Source organism: Marinobacter alexandrii, from assembly GCA_039984955.1.
In the GTDB taxonomy this organism is placed as follows: Bacteria; Bacteroidota; Bacteroidia; order Cytophagales; family Cyclobacteriaceae; genus Ekhidna.
Map to the genome: position 1 here is coordinate 2,036,968 of JBDWTN010000007.1, position 17,455 is coordinate 2,054,422.

16 protein-coding genes are annotated in these 17,455 nt (G+C 37.7%); 5 read left to right on the forward strand and 11 right to left on the reverse strand.

Annotation, left to right across the window (positions count from 1 at the left end; translation table 11 throughout):
* Window positions 1-4 precede the first annotated feature (4 nt).
* Both ABJQ32_15255 and ABJQ32_15260 read right to left on the reverse strand, forming a co-directional pair.
* The gene (locus ABJQ32_15255; protein ID MEP5291008.1) at window positions 5-544 is read right to left on the reverse strand and encodes a sigma-70 family RNA polymerase sigma factor; all 540 of its coding nucleotides are present in this window, start codon (window positions 542-544) and stop codon (window positions 5-7) included.
* Window positions 545-769: 225 nt separating this feature from the next.
* Window positions 770-2,311 carry an MFS transporter gene (locus ABJQ32_15260; protein ID MEP5291009.1) on the reverse strand — a complete coding sequence of 514 codons (1,542 nt, stop codon included), beginning with the start codon at window positions 2,309-2,311 and terminating at the stop codon, window positions 770-772.
* A gap of 536 nt (window positions 2,312-2,847) precedes the next feature.
* Between ABJQ32_15260 and ABJQ32_15265 the strand changes: the two genes are divergently transcribed.
* Window positions 2,848-4,086 (forward strand): hypothetical protein, encoded by a 1,239-nt coding sequence (locus ABJQ32_15265; GenBank protein MEP5291010.1) that lies wholly within the window; start codon window positions 2,848-2,850, stop codon window positions 4,084-4,086.
* Between the two features lie 19 nt (window positions 4,087-4,105).
* Window positions 4,106-5,029 (forward strand): hypothetical protein, encoded by a 924-nt coding sequence (locus ABJQ32_15270; protein ID MEP5291011.1) that lies wholly within the window; start codon window positions 4,106-4,108, stop codon window positions 5,027-5,029.
* Between the two features lie 53 nt (window positions 5,030-5,082).
* Here ABJQ32_15270 and ABJQ32_15275 read toward each other — a convergent pair whose 3' ends face one another.
* A complete protein-coding gene (locus ABJQ32_15275; protein ID MEP5291012.1) occupies window positions 5,083-5,811 on the reverse strand; it encodes a DUF3667 domain-containing protein in 729 nt (242 codons plus the stop codon).
* Between the two features lie 50 nt (window positions 5,812-5,861).
* Here ABJQ32_15275 and ABJQ32_15280 point away from each other — a divergent pair, with 50 nt between their 5' ends.
* Window positions 5,862-6,188, forward strand: a complete 327-nt coding sequence (locus ABJQ32_15280; protein MEP5291013.1) for a hypothetical protein — start codon at window positions 5,862-5,864, stop codon at window positions 6,186-6,188.
* Between the two features lie 2 nt (window positions 6,189-6,190).
* Here ABJQ32_15280 and ABJQ32_15285 read toward each other — a convergent pair whose 3' ends face one another.
* Genes ABJQ32_15285 through ABJQ32_15310 form a run of 6 tightly spaced genes read right to left on the reverse strand, consistent with a single transcriptional unit; the run spans window position 6,191 to window position 14,484 of the window.
* Window positions 6,191-6,565 (reverse strand): response regulator, encoded by a 375-nt coding sequence (locus ABJQ32_15285; GenBank protein ID MEP5291014.1) that lies wholly within the window; start codon window positions 6,563-6,565, stop codon window positions 6,191-6,193.
* Between the two features lie 2 nt (window positions 6,566-6,567).
* Entirely contained in the window at window positions 6,568-8,550 is a 1,983-nt protein-coding gene (locus ABJQ32_15290; protein MEP5291015.1) for a tetratricopeptide repeat protein, read from the reverse strand.
* Between the two features lie 54 nt (window positions 8,551-8,604).
* A complete protein-coding gene (locus tag ABJQ32_15295) occupies window positions 8,605-9,978 on the reverse strand; it encodes a hypothetical protein (protein ID MEP5291016.1) in 1,374 nt (457 codons plus the stop codon).
* A gap of 16 nt (window positions 9,979-9,994) precedes the next feature.
* The gene (gene prfA, locus ABJQ32_15300; GenBank protein ID MEP5291017.1) at window positions 9,995-11,065 is read right to left on the reverse strand and encodes a peptide chain release factor 1; all 1,071 of its coding nucleotides are present in this window, start codon (window positions 11,063-11,065) and stop codon (window positions 9,995-9,997) included.
* A gap of 54 nt (window positions 11,066-11,119) precedes the next feature.
* Window positions 11,120-13,882: a T9SS type A sorting domain-containing protein gene (locus ABJQ32_15305; GenBank protein MEP5291018.1), complete on the reverse strand. Its 2,763-nt coding sequence runs from the start codon at window positions 13,880-13,882 to the stop codon at window positions 11,120-11,122.
* Window positions 13,883-13,914: 32 nt separating this feature from the next.
* Window positions 13,915-14,484, reverse strand: a complete 570-nt coding sequence (locus ABJQ32_15310; GenBank protein MEP5291019.1) for a DNA-3-methyladenine glycosylase I — start codon at window positions 14,482-14,484, stop codon at window positions 13,915-13,917.
* A gap of 177 nt (window positions 14,485-14,661) precedes the next feature.
* Here ABJQ32_15310 and ABJQ32_15315 point away from each other — a divergent pair, with 177 nt between their 5' ends.
* Both ABJQ32_15315 and ABJQ32_15320 read left to right on the forward strand, forming a co-directional pair.
* Window positions 14,662-15,741, forward strand: coding sequence for a hypothetical protein (locus ABJQ32_15315; protein ID MEP5291020.1), 1,080 nt, complete (start codon window positions 14,662-14,664; stop codon window positions 15,739-15,741).
* A complete protein-coding gene (locus tag ABJQ32_15320; protein ID MEP5291021.1) occupies window positions 15,738-16,562 on the forward strand; it encodes an arylamine N-acetyltransferase in 825 nt (274 codons plus the stop codon). The genes ABJQ32_15315 and ABJQ32_15320 overlap by 4 nt, the downstream gene beginning before the upstream one ends.
* 38 nt (window positions 16,563-16,600) lie before the next feature.
* On the opposite strand, the gene ABJQ32_15325 is transcribed toward ABJQ32_15320, so the two are convergent.
* Window positions 16,601-16,996: a hypothetical protein gene (locus tag ABJQ32_15325; GenBank protein MEP5291022.1), complete on the reverse strand. Its 396-nt coding sequence runs from the start codon at window positions 16,994-16,996 to the stop codon at window positions 16,601-16,603.
* 21 nt (window positions 16,997-17,017) lie between these two features.
* On the reverse strand, window positions 17,018-17,437 hold the full coding sequence (locus ABJQ32_15330; GenBank protein ID MEP5291023.1) for a hypothetical protein: 420 nt from the start codon (window positions 17,435-17,437) through the stop codon (window positions 17,018-17,020).
* Window positions 17,438-17,455: the final 18 nt, after the last annotated feature.

Consider the following 17,455-nt stretch of genomic DNA (forward strand, 5'->3'; position numbering starts at 1 on the left):
TTTTTTAATCTTCTGCTAATTCAAAATAGATATCTCTCAGCTCTTTAATCGTCCGGTGTACTTGCACCTTTACATTACTGACTGACGTATCCCGCATAGTCGCTATTTGTTCATATTTCATTCCCTGAAATTTGCTAAGAACCAATAGCTCCCTTTTTTCATCTGAAAGTGATTTCATTGCCTCATGAAGTTTCCTTTCTCTTTCAAACTCTTCTTCCCCATTTTCGTCAGTTACTTCTGGAATTACTTCCAAAGGGTTGAATTGATCTTTGTGCACCTTCATCTTTCGAAAGTGGTCTTTCACCATATTTCTGGCTATTTGAAAAATCCAGAATTGAACAGAGTGACCATCCTTATAAGAATTGCGATACTTCATCACTCGGATAAAAAGATCTTGTGTTAGATCATCGCTATCGGATCGCTCGAGTGTGGACTTTAGAAAGTAGTTATAAATACGCTTACTATAGCGATTAAAAACTTCATTCAAATAATCCAGTTGTCCCGCCTTCACCAGCGACATTAACTGTTCGTCTGTTACTTCCAAATTCTAACCAGGTTAGTCCCGAATCATCGGGTGGTGTTGTTAATCAGATAAGTTACAAGAAAAGGGAAGGAAGGTTACAGATGAAAATAATTTTTATTGAACGCCGATCTTTTGCATGAGTTTTTTGAATCTATCCTGATTCCTTAGCGGTTTCCAAATAGGGCTAACATGCATTAGGAGAACTGCTCCGATTCGATTGATCAACTACTTTGCTAGATCCTATTTCTATACTTTCTTCTTTTCAACCATAAAAAAAGCAATGCCAGCTGATAGAAATGAAAGAGCAGCGCCTATCTGGCATACCATCTGGTATACCGCAATGAAGCTATTATCAAAAATAGAGTTGATTGAGGCTTGCAGACCTGAATCATATGCTGTTGGTGCAATGGCCTCACCCAGCTTGGATGCTTCCTGCATCACCTGTTCTTTGATTGTTTCTGAAATGGATAATGTTTCCATCGATTCCAGTACATAATTTCCAAAGACAAGTATCACAACCGCACCCAATATTGCGTTCATAAATGTTCCGGAAATACGTGTAACACTATTGTTGATGCCTGATGCTATCCCACTTTTGCTGTCTTCAACACACGCCATTACTGCTGTTGTAAGTGGCACTACGGTGATCGCTATTCCTACTGCAAACAATAAAAATGGTGGAAAAAAAGTAGTCCAATAGGCTGAGGGACCATCTGTCATACCAATGAAGGAAAACCATACCATACCCAACCCTGTAAGTGTTGGACCAAGAATTAAAAATCGTCTAGCTCCATGTTTACTAGTAAGCTCTCCCATCTTACGTGCAGCCAGCACCATAATGAAAGAAAAGGGGAGAAATGTCAAACCAGCTTGAAACTGAGAGTACCCTTGAACCTGAATAATGTTTAATGAGAGGAAGAGCATCATAGCACCCATGCCTGCATACAAGAAGAAACTCAGAAGATTGACACCAGAGAATGTCTTATTGGTAAACATATCGAGAGGTACCATTGGATCGTTCACTTTTTTTTCAATAATGACAAAAAGGATCAGAAAAAACGTACCAAGCGCAAGGCTCAAAATAACCACAGGATGCTGATAGCCCAACTCTGGCATTTCCAGGAAACCAAACGTAAGTGCTGCTAGACTCAAAACAAGTGTTGTTGCTCCTTTCCAATCAATTTTGGAAACTTTTGGTTGCTTGCTCTCAGGCACTTTGAAATGCAACGCCCAAATTGATAATAGTCCAAATGGTATATTAATGAAAAATATGAGCCTCCAAAGTCCGGCATCTGCAAGGGCTCCACCCAATACTGGTCCACATATAGTAACGATTGTGGTAGTAGCGGACCATGTACCTATGGCTTTTCCTTTCTCTTCTTTACTAAATACGGCAGAAATAATCGATAAGCTTCCAGGGATCATGAATGCCCCACCTATTCCCTGAATTGTTCTAAACGCGATCAACTGAGTAATGTCTTGAGAGAAACCACAAAGAGCTGAACCAAGAGTAAAAACAAGGATTCCGATTTTAAATACTTTTACCCTCCCTAATTTATCTCCGAGACTGCCACCGACAATTATCAGTGCGGCTAACATGAGTAGGTAGCTATTGAGCACCCAAAATAAGTCAACACCTCCTGCAGATAAGTCTTGCTGGAGTGAAGGCAAGATTACGTTCAGAGCCGAACCATCTATAAACGCCATGCTGGTAGCCAAAATAGTCGAAAACATGGTCCATCGACCTGTTGGACAGTTGAGAGGGTTGTGATGTTGTGATGTTGTCATACGAAATACAAGATAAGTAATTCATCGCGGTAGAAGTACAACTGAAGCAGTCTCGAAATCGCGCACTACATAATGACCGTCATTAGGAATGAAGGCATGACCGACGCAATCTCATTATAATAAATCCAGAGTATTGATAACCTTATCAATCTTGAGATCGCTTCATTGCATTCGCGATGACATTCGCAATTTTAACCGTCATTACGAAGGAAGTATGACTGAAGTAATCTCATATTTTCAGAATAGCGCATTTAATCAATATTGAACAAACCTTATTTTAATGAGATTGCTTCACTGCGTTCGCAATGACGCATTGCATATCGCGATGACGTTACGGGATCTGATGCTGCCATTCGAAATACAAGACAAGTAATCACTTAAATTAACCAATCAAAAATTGGCAATCTTACTTGTTCATAGATGAATATTTGTTATTGTGGAATTAATACAATTCATTATAAAAAAAATGATATGATCAAAATTTGTTGTAATTTCGCCGCTACATTTTATTACTACCATTTTAAAACATTTAAAAAATGAAAAAATCGATTATTGCAAGTTTATTTGTGATAGTATTACTATCCGCTTGTAAGGAAACAGAAACAACAACTGTAGATATTACAGGTACTGCGACAATTACAGGTACTGTAAGCGCAGATGTAGACCAAACAGATGGTCAATCACAGTCAGAGATTTTACGAGGAGTACCTGTAAGAATTTTCTGGAGCACAGAGGATATAGACATATACGATGATGGAGAAGACGACAGAACACAATCAATTACGGTAACAACTGATTCCACTGGTGTCTATACAGCAGAGGTTCCTACTACTGAGGATGGAATTGATTTTACTCTTGAATTTGATGAAGTCGAATTAGATGTCACATTCGATAATGGAACTGGTACTTCGACTGAATCTGTAGTTTTCGAATCTGATGATGCCACTGCTACCGTAAGAATTGGTGAAACAGTTACCGTAGATTTCGATTACGAAAGCAATTTCAAAGGCGGTCTTGTATTAGAGAAATTTGGTACCATCTCAGGAACAGTAGTGGCTGATACCGAGCAAATTACAACTGAAGGTATTCCAGAAGTTGCTGTAGGAGCAACTGTAACTGTAAAATGGGAAGATGGAAGCGGAAATGATAGGTCTCTTTCTACAACTACCGATGCTTCTGGAGCATACAGTTTTCAGGTTCCTACAGAAGATGTAGATGACGACTTTACTGTCGTATTCGAAGAATTTACGACAGGCGTTGACTACAACGATGGATTCAATAACGTAACAGGTTTCAGTGCAACCTTCGAAGAAGGTGAAGAAGACGATGTAGAGTTAAATGCTGGAGATACAGAAGAAGTAAACTTTAGCTACGAAGATAATCTAGTAGATAATCTTCCAATTTTTGCTACAATAGAAGGTGAAGTAGAGGTAAGAGTGAACGCTATCGCTGGTAGCGAAGATGAAAACCCTGTAATCGGACTTGTTATCCGTTTTACTTGGAATGACAAAGACAATATCCAGCGAGGTGCAACAGCTACCACTGACAACAATGGTAGATATTCCATTCAAGTTCCTCTTACAGATGACAGCACAATTGACGTAGTAGTTCCGGAAATAGTTATTACGAATTACCAATTCACGAATGGCGGTGGTGATGATGTTACAGGTACGGCTACTTACGATGAAGTAAACGCAACCAGAAATTTGAGTAAAGGGCAAGAAGATACATTTGATATTTCTGATACAACGCCTAATTCAGTAGTTGAAAACTAATATTTGAGCGAAATAATTTATGAAAAATATATTATCAATAGTTTTAGTACTCTTTGCCATTGCAGGATTTGCACAAGATGCGAGTCAGACAGGGACAAGAGTAACTAAACTAAAAATATTCAAATCCTCAGGAGAGGAGAATGAATTGCTATCTAAGAATGGTCATCAGATCCTTCCGAAGAAAGGTGACTGGTCATTAGGTATAAATGCCTCTTCTGTATTGCAATACTTTGGTAATGCTGCAAACGGAGAAAACCTTAATGTTTCACCAGCTTTTAACCAAGTAAGTAAAGGTCTTCCAAATGCTACAATTTGGGGTAAATATTTTATTGCTGATGATCTTGCATGGAGAGGTGGAGCTCATATTTTTGCTAATGCAAATAGAACGAAGTTTAGAGTAGATGATGATGCCAGTACTAATCCTGATGAAGTTGTCTTTGATATTCGAGATATTGAGCAGTTTGGACTTACATTGAGTCTTGGACTTGAAAAACGTAAAGGTAAATCAAGAGTACAAGGAGTATATGGTGCAGATGTATATGTTCATTATACTACCGAAAACACTTCGAAATTTCAGTACGGAAATGAAATTACTGCGACTAACCAGACACCAACTGGTACTGGTTTCGGGAATCCAACAGGTGTTACCGACCCTGCTTTAGGTTTTAGAATCACTGAAGGTAACTTAGGTAACAACTTGCAATTCGGTCTAAGAGGGTTTGTTGGCGTAGAATATTTCTTTGCTCCTAAAATGTCCCTTGGAGGTGAATTTTACTGGGGAGTAAGCTATTCTACTTTCGGAGATACCTCTGTGACTTTCGAAGGATATGAAGGATCTCAAGATGCCGTAATCGAGACAAGTACATTTACTGAAGGTGATAGAACTTTTGAAATGGGTTTTGATAATACTTCAGCTGCAATCAACTTATTCTTCTATTTCTAATAGTTAGAAAATATTTTCAAAAAAGGCTCTCAGTAATGGGAGCCTTTTTTTTGTTACATATAAAAGATCAGTGCTGCTGCACCGCTGAAGATGATCATGGCAGAAACCACATACATGATGTTTACCATCAGTAGCTTGAAAAATGTAGTAAGCCACTTTTGATCATAGACTCTTTTCAGGGCAATTAACAAATAGAGCTGAAGAAGAAACATCGTGATAATCAAAGACCATTGACTTAGAAAGACACTACTCGGAAAGATATAATCAATCAAGACCACCATAAGTGTCAAGAGAACAAAGATGAATGCATGCAAATGAATTGAGAAAATAAAGTGTGTGAGATAGAATCTTCCTGGCTTCCGAAAAAGCATGTAAAGAAACAGGGCAAACAGTGGTAAAAGCAGAAAAAAGAGCCTTGGAAACCACACATTGAAAAAATTATCCAGAAATTCTGCCTCCTCATTTCTTTCCAGTGCTACCGTTTTTTCTACAGGCCCCAAAATCAAAAAGAAGATAATGCTGATAAAGATAAAGAGCCTCAGCGGAGGAATGTATCGAACTCTGCGGCCTACAATAAATTCGTTTGTGAGAAAGCCCGGTTTTATTAAAAGGGGCTTTACACTACGTATGATTAATGAGTCGAAAGTAAAATAGTCTCCTAGAAAGTCAAGGATGAATTGCTTAAAATGAACTACTTTGTCTTTGTGTTCCTGTCCGCAAGAAGGACAGTATTTAAACTCGTTATCGAGTTTTTTCTCACAGTTTTTACAAATTCTTTCCAATATTCTCTCTTTATACTAATATTGATGATAATCGAAAATACTTCGTTGCATTGAGTTATAAACTATTCATCACCGGACTTTTATTCTTCGCCGTAGTTTTTTCTGCTGCTTCCCAGAAGATTGTGGTGGATACTAGCTCTACAAGTAGGTACTTGATTAAGCCTGAAAACGTAGCTAAACCAGAAGTTAAAGCTCCTTCTAAGGAACCAGCTGAAGAATTGACTTTTAGTGATCGAGCGCTATCAATTGGTAAAGGGATCTTAAATCGCCTAAAAGCGCGATTAAATCTTGAGGAAGCTTCTGAAAGCTTGAAAGAAAAGAAAAATAAGATTTTAGGCAAGCCAGAAGAGGAAGAAAAAAAGGAAGAGGATGGATAGGTTTAAGAGCCGTTGGTACTTTTCAGAGAGTCTTCTATCTCCTTCCGATCAAATGGTTTTGTAAAAAACTTCTTTATGGTCTTTTGCCTAAGTGCCTGATCTATTTCATCGTTGAAAGCGTATCCACTTAAAATGAAATACGGAATGTCATTATTTTTTTCCTGTGCTTTTTGGATGAATTGAACCCCATTCATTTGTGGCATATGCATATCGCTAATGACTGCCTTTATTCTCGCACGATTCTCATCAAGTTTTCTCAATCCTTCTTCCGGGGTACTGGCTACAAGCACATCTCTTTCTCCTTCAAATGATACTCGAAAGAGAAGTAAGTTGGCTTCTTCATCGTCTATATAAAGGATCGCTGGTCTATCGTTCATTTTTATAAAGGTAAGGTTATAATAAACTTAGTTCCCTCATCAATGTTTGATTTTACGTCGATATGACCATTGTGTTCTTCAATAATGGAAAATGTAATAAATAGACCAAGTCCCGTGCCCTCTCCAGGGGCCTTCGTTGTAAAAAAAGGATCGCTAATTTTTATTAAATTTTCTTCCGGAATCCCTTCGCCATCATCCTCAATGCATATTTCTACATGTTTATTTAAGCGCTTTGTTGTGATTTGAATTGAGCCTTCTTCATCAATTGCCTGTTCTGCATTAGCGATGATGTTGATCATTGCTTGATGCAGCCTCCCTTCATTGCCTCTCAAATCAACGCCTTCCTTTGTGAAGTCTGTGATGATTCTTACTCTGTTTCTGATCTTGCTGTGAAGGATAAGTAGGCAGTTTTCAATAATCTCGTGAATATTGCAGTGCTCTACCACATCCGGAGCTGCCTTTCTGCTGAAGTGACTCAGGCTTTTTACAATATTGGTGGCTCTATCCACACCTTCATTGATGATCTTGAAATACGTTTTTAATTCTTCATCATCAATAGATTTATCCTTTTGAATTTTCTGGGCTAGTGCTTCAATTCCGTTTTTAATAAAATTGAGCGGGTTGTTAATCTCATGGCCTACACCTGCTGCTAAAACTCCCAAAGAAGCCATTTTTTCTGACGTAACTAAGAGTTTCTGTGTCTTTCTAAGCTCCTCATTGTTTTGCTGAAGCTTCTCATTTTTTTTATGATTTTTTCTCAACAAAATAATCATCACCACCAAAAGTGGGATAGTCACAATGATGATAAAAGTAAAAAGCCGATTCGCAATCTCCTGATTTTTGATTTCTACCTGTTGAGAAGCCATCGTAAACCGATCTTCTTCCTCTTTCAACTTCAGAGGAATAAAGTGTAGATTCCGAGAAACAACCTCTTGAAAAAGAGAATCTTTCAGTTTTATGTACTTGCGTAGGTATTCGTGTTCTTTTTCTTCATCTTTTTTCGCGGCATAAATGTCTGAATATAGATTGAGGTTGTCAAGTAGTTGCTGTCTCAATCGTATTTTTCGAGTCCATTCATCAGAATTATCCAAATAGTAAATTGCATTATCAATAGTGCCCTTTCTTAAGGCGTTTTTTGACATTAGAAAATACGCTTCTGCCATCCCCTTTTTGTCATCGATGGACTGACTAGTATTAAGTGACTTTTGAAAAAAGTATTGAACTGAGTCACCCACCCCTTTAAGCATGAGCGTTTCTCCAACACCTCTCATCGAAACTGAACCCCAATTAAAGTTTTTAATCTCATCAGCTAACTTCAGTCCTTCTCGGAAATATATTAAAGCAGAATCCAATTTATTTTCTTTCAAATAAGTCGTTCCAATATTATTGATAGCATAAAGCTTACTATCCAAATCTTGGATTTCTATCGCTAACTCAAATGCCTCTTCAAAATAACTTCTCGCCTCTTCATAATCCTTTACTCGATCAAACACCAACCCAATATTATTTATGACCGTGGCTAATCCATATGTTTCTCCAATTTTTTCCTTCAAGGCTTTCCCTTTTAGGAGGTATTCAAAGGCGGTTTGGTAGTCTCCAAGGTTATAGTAGAGTAAGCCAATGTTGTTATAACCATTATTGATAAGCGAAGTATCTGCTAGTGAAATAGCAATGCTTAAAGCCTTCTGATTATAATCTAAAGATTCATCATAATCCCCTTTATAGTAATAAACCCCAGCAATAAATCTTAGTGATTTAGAAATCAACAATGAATCACCCATTTCTTCTGATAGTGAAAGTGCTTCGCCACCATACTCCATTGCTCGAGCCGGGTAATTGAGCCATAGGCTTATGACAATATTATGTAAAGTCCCAACACGCTCTTCTCCTGATTGATTACCCAATGAAGTAATCAAGCTATCTGCCTGACCAAATGATTGGAAAATAAAAAACAGAAACGTAAGTGTCAGGATAGCCTTTTTCACACCATTAAACTCAGTGAAATAATAAGTTAGTAAGAAATGAGAAGAATAGAGGGGTCAGTTTTTTTCAATTCGTTCAAATGCTCCGATATCTGGACTACTGTCTCTGTCACGTCCTAAGATGTCAATATCCACTCCAATAGAAACACCATTATCCTTAGCAACGGACAGTGTGTCCAGCGAATAATCATTGGCAAACGAACTTACAAAGCCTGGAAAGTTAAGTTCCTGAGAGGTTAAGTTGTTTTCAATCTCAAGCGAGGATCGTATAATGTTGTTGGTTAAAGTCGCAGTAACTATTGCTCCTCCTCCATTGTTGATCAAAAGTTCCTCGTCAGCAGGACCCCAAATGATACAATTGGTTAATTCAAGATTTAAATCTGATGTAAGTAGCTCATTTTCTGCAATAACGATGTTATCTGAAAATTGTACAGTAGACTCATCCTGAATAAATAGTGCCGGTTCATTGGAAAAAGTACAGTGTCTATATTGATAGTTGCCTCCTGCAAATCCACCAACAATGTAGGTTCCACAATTATAAATGAGTGTGTTACTAGCTTCAACATCTGAAGTGAAGGCTAGAATACCCGCCAAACTCATATTATAGATCTCAGTATTCTTAACAATCAGGTCGGGCAAATCATCCTCGTCTGGTGTACCTATTCTTAGCCCAACTTGTCCATTGAAAATCTCAGCAAATTCTATTTCGTTTTCGGAGCTTCCTTCTAAAAAATAAATGCCATTCCACTGTCCTGGGACATCATCATAAATACCGTCGAACCTAGCATTTCTGAAAACTATATGATTGGCAGAGTCGCCTATCGCTTTTAAGGTGCCTTGAACAAACATCACAGCATCGTTTTCGAAATAAATGGTCGTTCCTTTTTCAATATCTAATAGACATCCTGTGGGAATTAAAACAGTATCAGATACGATATAAGGTCGATTGCTACTCCAAGTTTCATTGCAAATACTGACATTATTTAGCGGTGTTACATCCTGACCAAAGGAAACAAGCTTAACATGTTCATCATTTGTATTCCAGCGAAAAATCAAGGAGTCTTTTACGATGTAAGGTAGATTTTCATCTCGAGGATCAATGTTTACCTCTACTAAAATGATGATGCTATCTCCACCGAAAATCTGCTCATTCAGCACCGAATTGGTTTGCTTACCATTTATAATGACTTGATAATCAGAGTTTGTTCCTTTCCCAAGAACTATTTCATCAAATTGAATTGCTTCTTTGTTTGGATTATAAATAGTCAGTCTCCTCGTACTACTTCTCCTCTCTGACAAAAGGGTATCGAAAGCTACAGTATCGTTACTGAAAATTAAAGTCAGGTCAGGGTCAAATGAAATAGACTCCTCTGGAGCTGAACACCCAACCCAAATCAAAAAAATTGAGAAAACAAGAAATAGATTTCGCATCTGAATTAAGAACGGATTATTCTACAGCTTCTTTCATGATCTCAGCATTTTCTGCGATCCTTAGCTGCTCTACAAACTCTTCAATATCTCCATTCATAACATTAGGGAGATTAAAAACCGAAAGACCTATCCTATGATCTGTGACACGTCCTTGAGGATAATTATATGTTCTTATTTTATCTGATCTGTCCCCAGAACCGACCATGCTTTTACGTTGACTGCTTATTTCCGCATTATGTTTTTTCAGTTCAATCTCGTAAAGTCTTGATCGGAGTACTTTTAGCGCTTTATCATAGTTGGCGTGCTGCGAGCGTCCATCTTGACACTCAACAACTAAGCCTGAGGGAGCATGGGTTAGCCTCACGGCAGATTCCGTTTTATTGATATGCTGACCACCAGCTCCAGATGCTCTAAAAGTATCTTTTCTGATGTCTCCCATATTTAATTCTACATCAACTTCCTCAGCCTCCGGTAGTACCGCTACAGTCGCCGCTGATGTGTGTACTCGTCCTTGAGATTCTGTAGCAGGTACTCGCTGCACACGATGAACTCCCGATTCGAATTTAAGTTTTGCATAGACATCTTCTCCTTCAACTGAAGCTACGATCTCTTTATAGCCCCCCGAGCTTCCATTGTTAAAATCAAGCACAGAAAAATTCCATTTTTGACCTTCTGCATAAGACTTATAAAGTCTGAAAAGATCTCCTGCAAATATGGAAGCTTCATCACCGCCAGTTCCTGCACGAATTTCCAAAATCACATTTTTGCTGTCATTAGGATCTTTCGGGATCAGCATGAATTTAAGTTCCTCCTCTAGGGACTCTATCTGTGGCTGAAGTTCATCGATCTCCGCTTTAGCCATTTCACGAAATTCAGGATCTTTCTCTGTGCCTAAAACCTCTTTTGCATTGTCCAAGTTGCTTGTAGCTTCTGTAAACTCTTTATACTTAACTACAATTTTTTCCAGATCCTTATATTCTTTATTCAGCTTTCCGTACTTCTCCATATCTGTAACGATATCTGGTTGCACGATCAACTGACCTACTTCTTCAAACCGATGTTTTATTTCCTCCAGTTTATCAATCATCCTCTAAACTATTATGAAGGTAAAGTTACGTTGAATATCGATTTTACAGTTAGACTATTTTTTGACAATCTTGATTGTCTCTTTTTTGCCTTGCTTAGTAACGGTCTTCAAGAAGTATACACCCTGATTTAAAGAAGAAAGGCTAAGCCTATTGTCCACTACTTCTATAGAATAAAGCTTCTGCCCATTTATGGAGAAAATTTCTACTTGAGATACTTGGCTGCTAAAAGTGACTTCATCCGAGGTTGGATTAGGATAGACAGTAATTCGTTCATCCAATTTATTATCTATTCCTAATACGTCTTCTCCCTGATCAAATTTTCCTAAGAAAACACCTCTTCCATGGGTTGCTAACGCAATTGTTTTATCCGAAGCTCTTAACTGAAACATGTCTACCCTTACATTTGGAAGTCCGTCGTTGTATGCTTGCCATTGCTCTTCTTCATCCTCAATACTTTCCAAACCCCAAATTCCAATTTCAGTTGCAATTATCACCTTGTCACGATTCAATGGATTGAACTTAGCATCTCTAACGGGTATATCTGGTAGATTTCGTTCAATATTTTTCCAGGTTTCGCCACCATCGCTTGTGTACCACACAGAGGTTACTCCGTAATTGGAAAAGCTGACCACAAGCTCTTCATTAGTTTCCCCAATATCAATGGAAGAAATGTATCCAACAGGAAGTTGATCATTATCAATTTTTGTAGAAGACGGAGAATAGGGAAGTCCCTTTACGAAAAACACATCACCAAGTTGATTACCCAAGACCACTGTTGCGTCTAGTTCCGTATCATGTGGTGAAACCTTCACTGCGGAAAAAGAGGTTGTCGAGTTAGTTCCTAGCTTCACATATGTTAATGTATCTAGCCCTAAATCATCCTTGTTCAAAAAGGGATTCACATTAAGAATCGCTAAAGAATCCAAATACCTTCCTTTCAATCCGGTGGAAAGAGCTTCAAACCCACCATCAACAGCTAGGTTTGAATAAATTAGATTCGACCGATCATCGTAATCAGCGGGGTTAATAAATGTACCACCACCTACACCATAGAAATAGGCATCATCTCCTACGAAGAAATTATAGTTGCCTACTTGGGATGAGGTAATTCTTAAGTCAGAATCGTCAGAGTCAAAAAAGCAGTATGCTCCATCTCCTCCTCCAATCATGCTACCATAGGTAATTGCTCCTGTCTCGGATGTATGAGTACTATTATCCTGAGACCCTGCCAACACCTCACTATTACCCAAATTAGGATGTAGAGCTATCGTATAATATTGTGTGGTAGCCAGTGAGTTATTGATATGTCCAAATGTGGGATATGAATCGAGCCTTTCTCCCTCAAGCGTTACAAAGCCTTTGCTTAGATCACTTGTATATTGAACGCCTCCATCAGTAGAAGCAATCAATTCATTGGAAGATCCCGCAAAAACAAGTGAATGAACGTCCGCATGTACAAAGTGATTTTTAACACTGTCAATATCCTGCAAACCGAAAAAAGGTATCAAGTAATCTGAGAAATAATACATAGAGGACCAGTCACTTAGTCCAACCCAACTTAAAGACCCTGCTTCTCGTGCGTTCGAAAGTGCGTGTACATTCAACCCTCCAACTACAAGACGATTGTCATCATTTGGATCTACTCCCATTGCCAGAGCGTGCCAAGGGATGGAGGCCCAGCTTGAAGATGGCCCTGCTAAATCTTGCCATTCTCCTGATCCATCTTTAAGCATAATTCTTGTAAAGAATCCAAAGTCTCTTATTTGATCAAAATCATTCAGAAGTCCAGCCGTCCCTACAGCATATACCATTGATCCTGATGAGGCAAAGCGAACTCTTCCTGGAATGACATCAAGTTCTAAGTCTACGCCTTCTTGTTCAATGCTTGTGGCATACCTATCTTCAACTTCCCAGTCTGTTCCATTCGAAGAGAATAACATCATTCCTCCTCCTTTAACTTCCAGGTTTCGCATGGTTCCGACATATAGATCGCCAGTAGGGGTTAACTCGATATCACTCACAGTATAAGGCACGGAAGATCCATTAATGTTGGGAAGAACCTGTGTCCAAGAATTTCCACCATCTTCCGATCTGTAGAGCCCATCAGAAGGTGAGGATCCGAATACATTTCCTTGATACAGGCCTGAGGCAACTCCTGCATAAATAACGCTTGTTCCATCCTCATCTCTAACAACAATATCATTTACGTATTGAAATGCTGACGTAGAAGGAAGCAATGACCATGTTGCTCCTCCATCTGTTGTTTTGTAGATACCAACCCCAGATGATGTGGATTCTCTATAGATATTTACTGAGGTGAAAGATTCTCCTGTTCCAACATAGAAGATATTCGAATTGTTAGGGTCATATGTAATGCTTGAAATCGAAAGAGTTTCCCAATCATCAGAAACAGGAACCCACTTTGCATTATTTCTAAAATCAGGGTTGTACCATAATCCCCCTGTAACAGCCCCAAGCCAAAGTTTTTTTAAATCATTCGGATCTATCATGATCGCCCGCGACCTTCCTGCTATTTCGGTATTTATTTGTTCCCATTGAAAATCTCTTTCTTCAGCTATTCTTCCTCTGCGATTTCTAATCGTTTGCCTTACATTTTCAACCGGGATTTCTCCAGTTTTGGGATTCATGGTCATCAAAACATCTCTAAAAGTGGATTTTTCGGGACCATCCAGTTTTGTGATGCCTAATTCTGCAATGTTTTTTAGGTAGATCTCTTCTTGACTTTTTCCCTTGTCCAGAACAATCAAGAAAGCAATGATCGATAATGCTGTTGCTGAAATGAGAAGCTTCTTCATACTTAAATTCAATGGTGAGACACAGATTAAAGTTACTGGTTTATTTCCTGATGTCGAAAACAGTCAATGGTGTGGTCGTTTACTAAACCTATTGCTTGCATATGTGCATACATCGTCGTGGACCCAACAAATTTGAACCCTCGCTTTTTCAGATCTTTTGATAGTGCATCAGACTGATCTGTGGTTACAGGTACCTCATCCATTGATTTCCATTGATTGACTATTGGTTTTCCGTTTACAAACTTCCATACATACAAATTAAAAGACCCAAACTCCTTCTGTACCTCAATGAATCTTTTCGCATTGTTAATTGCCGCTTCAATTTTCAGCCTATTTCGGATAATGGATGAGTCCTGAAGGAGTTCTTCTACCATTCCATCACCATACTGAGCTACCGTATTTACGTCAAAGTCAGCAAAAGCATTTCTGTAACCGTCTCTTTTTTTTAAAATAGTTGCCCAACTGAGTCCTGCTTGAGCGCTTTCTAAGATTAAAAACTCAAAATGTTTTTTATCATCGTGTACAGGAACTCCCCATTCTTCATCATGATATTTCACATATTCTTCAAAAGAGTTGGCACACCAGGTACATCGTGTTTTCATATGTATATAGTTAGTTTTCAATTGTAAACATCGGTCCACCGAAGTGGGAATTCGCATCAAATATTCATCAGGCGATTGGTATAAATTTGCCCTTGGATATTTATGCTCATTTCATAGTTATACTAAATTGTGCCGAATATGAGTTGATCTATAAAATTACGTATTTAGTACTCAGATATGCGAATAGCTTTTTACTCTTCTTTGATCCTAGCTACTATCATTTTAAATGGACAAATTCCTGTTTATGAATATGTGTCCTTTAATAAATCTTTATCTGTTCCAGAAAGTATAAATAGTGAAAGAAGTGCAGTCATTTTTGATATCCCTGATAAAAATGGAGAGTTCAAACAATTAGGTGACTATAAAAAAATGCTTTCACAAGTACATAAAGGGTTTGTCACGATGGGAATAGATGCTGTGTTCTATCTAAATCATCAAGATTTGGTTGCAAGCAATAGTTCATTTAACTCTTACGTAGAACTTTTCAATCGTCGAAAAGTGAAATTTCTAATCTTCATTACCAAGAACAACACGGGTTACGCATTGGCTATGTCAGCTTTTAACGGCAACAGAAAAATGATAGAAAGTAACGCTGATGTTTTTTATTTAGAAGGAACGGATCTTTTCAGTATTCTACTAAACATGGGTAAGGAGATAAGGAGGGCTGATTATCCTTTGAACAACTTTTTAATTCCTGAAAAACCTAACTATTTGCAAGGTCTTTCAACTGTAGAAAACACATTACTTAAAAATTATCCTGGTCAGCTCAGGAGAAGCATATTGGCTGTAGAAAGATTTGCTCTATTGGATTCAACAAAAACTTTAGATTCAAAAGTTTTAGCTAAAATCAAAGCGTACAATAAGAACATCTTTAAAAAGAACATGGAACTGGAAAAAATTATGACAGCTTATCCGTATGAGTATGTCTTGATTGACCCCATGTCTGATGACGAGCTCAAGCGCAACAGGTATCAATTTTTACTTCGATCAGTTCATTCATCCGCCAGATCAGTGAGACAAATGCTTGATTATGATGTACTCCCGTCTGAGACAGGATTTGTGTCAATTATACCTATCATGCCTGACCAAACTAAAGTGAAGACTATTCCAAGTGATGCTTTGGTATACAAATTTTACGTACGTCAAAATATTTCTAAAAATGTTCATGTAGGTGAGTGGGATGCAGATGTAACTTGGCAAAGTGCGCTTAAAAATATGATTGGAAATCTGACACAAAAATTGAACATCAAAAATTGAAGAAGCTTAATTTTTTTCAAAATAAACCAAAAGCTTTAAAGATTGATGTTCATTCATATTTAAATAGAATTGGTCTAAAACGAGAAGAGCCTGCGCTTAAGTATCTAAAAAAACTTCAAAAGGCACATCTTTTAACTATTCCGTTCGAAAACTTAGATATTCATTACGGAAGTAAAATCGTACTAGATTATCAGAAAATATTCGAAAAAATCGTACTTCAAAAAAGAGGTGGGTTTTGCCATGAATTAAATGGGCTCTTTTATCATTTGCTATATCACCTTGGCTTTGATTGCTATATCATTTCTGCAAAATTTTGGAAAGAGGATAAAAACCAGTTCGGAAAACCCTTCGAACATATGGTAATCATTGTTGATATTAATGATGAAAAATGGTTAGTAGACGTTGGCTTTGGTGATGGTCCTATATCTCCTATAAAAGTAAAAAAGGGGGATATTCAGATGGATTATACACGGTATTGGAAAATTGACACTGATCCGGATGAAAACTTTATTTTAAAGGTATCCGACAATGCAACTCAATTTTTCTCACGAATACTTTTTACAACTGAAGAAAAGCAGTTAATTCAGTTTATGGAAATCTGCGAGTTTCAGCAAACATCTATCGAATCTCCCTTCACTAAAAAAAAGATTATCACTATTCTTACACCAACAGGAAGAGTGACATTGACTGATAGAAAATTGAAGATTTCAAATCTCGCAGAGATTGATGAAATAGAAATAATGCATGAAGATGAATTTTTATCAAAGCTCCAACATCATTTTGGCATTACTTACCGGCAGCTAATCCCAAAAAGAGTATAAAAAAATCCGCTTCCGCGGATTTTTCTATTTTCTTAATTTTAGTTCATGTACTTTTTCACGGCTCTCTTCAATGAAGAAGCATCTGATGTTATACTTGGATCGCTATAAATTCGTGAAGAAAGTTCAGAAATTACACTTCGCTTGAAGCCTAGCTTTTCCGCTAATTCTTCGCAGAATTTTATTTCAGAAAGGTAAACCTGACTGTCTATTTTCATAAGTTGCACTAAGTGAAATAGGTATTCAAACCTATCATCTTCAGACATAGTACTTAGCGGCGGAATAGGTTCTGGGTTTTCAACCATGGCGTTAATTTCATCCTCACCAATTCCATTGGCTTTGCCAATCATATATATCAGGTCTTTTTCCTCACCAGCAAATTCACCATCGATATTTGCTAGCTGAACCAGCACACTTAGTTTCGACTTGATGCTCATATATTTCTCTTTACTATTAAATTATTTTTTTAAATGCTTATTCGCTTCCTTCATAATAGCCTCTCTGTTACCCGTGATTGAAGGATCACCATAGATGCGGGAAGACATGCTCTTCACTACTTTTTTATCGTAACCAAGCTTTTCTGCAACCTCTTCACAATACTTGATCTCTGTAAGGAAAACTTCTCCATCAATTTTCATCAACTGAATAACATCATAGAGATAGTCAAATCGTTCTTCTGACAAAAGTCCGTCAAAGTTTACATCTGTATTTTCTTTACTGTTTAAAACTTCATCAACCAATCCATCAATTTCTTTTTCTGTTACTCTATTCGCTTTCCCGATAGTATAAACATAAGATTTTTCAGGCTGACCAAAATCACGATCTATGATCGATAATTGAATTAGGGCTCTTAAGTGATTTTTTATGTTACTTTCCATTATGCTGCATTGTTTTTC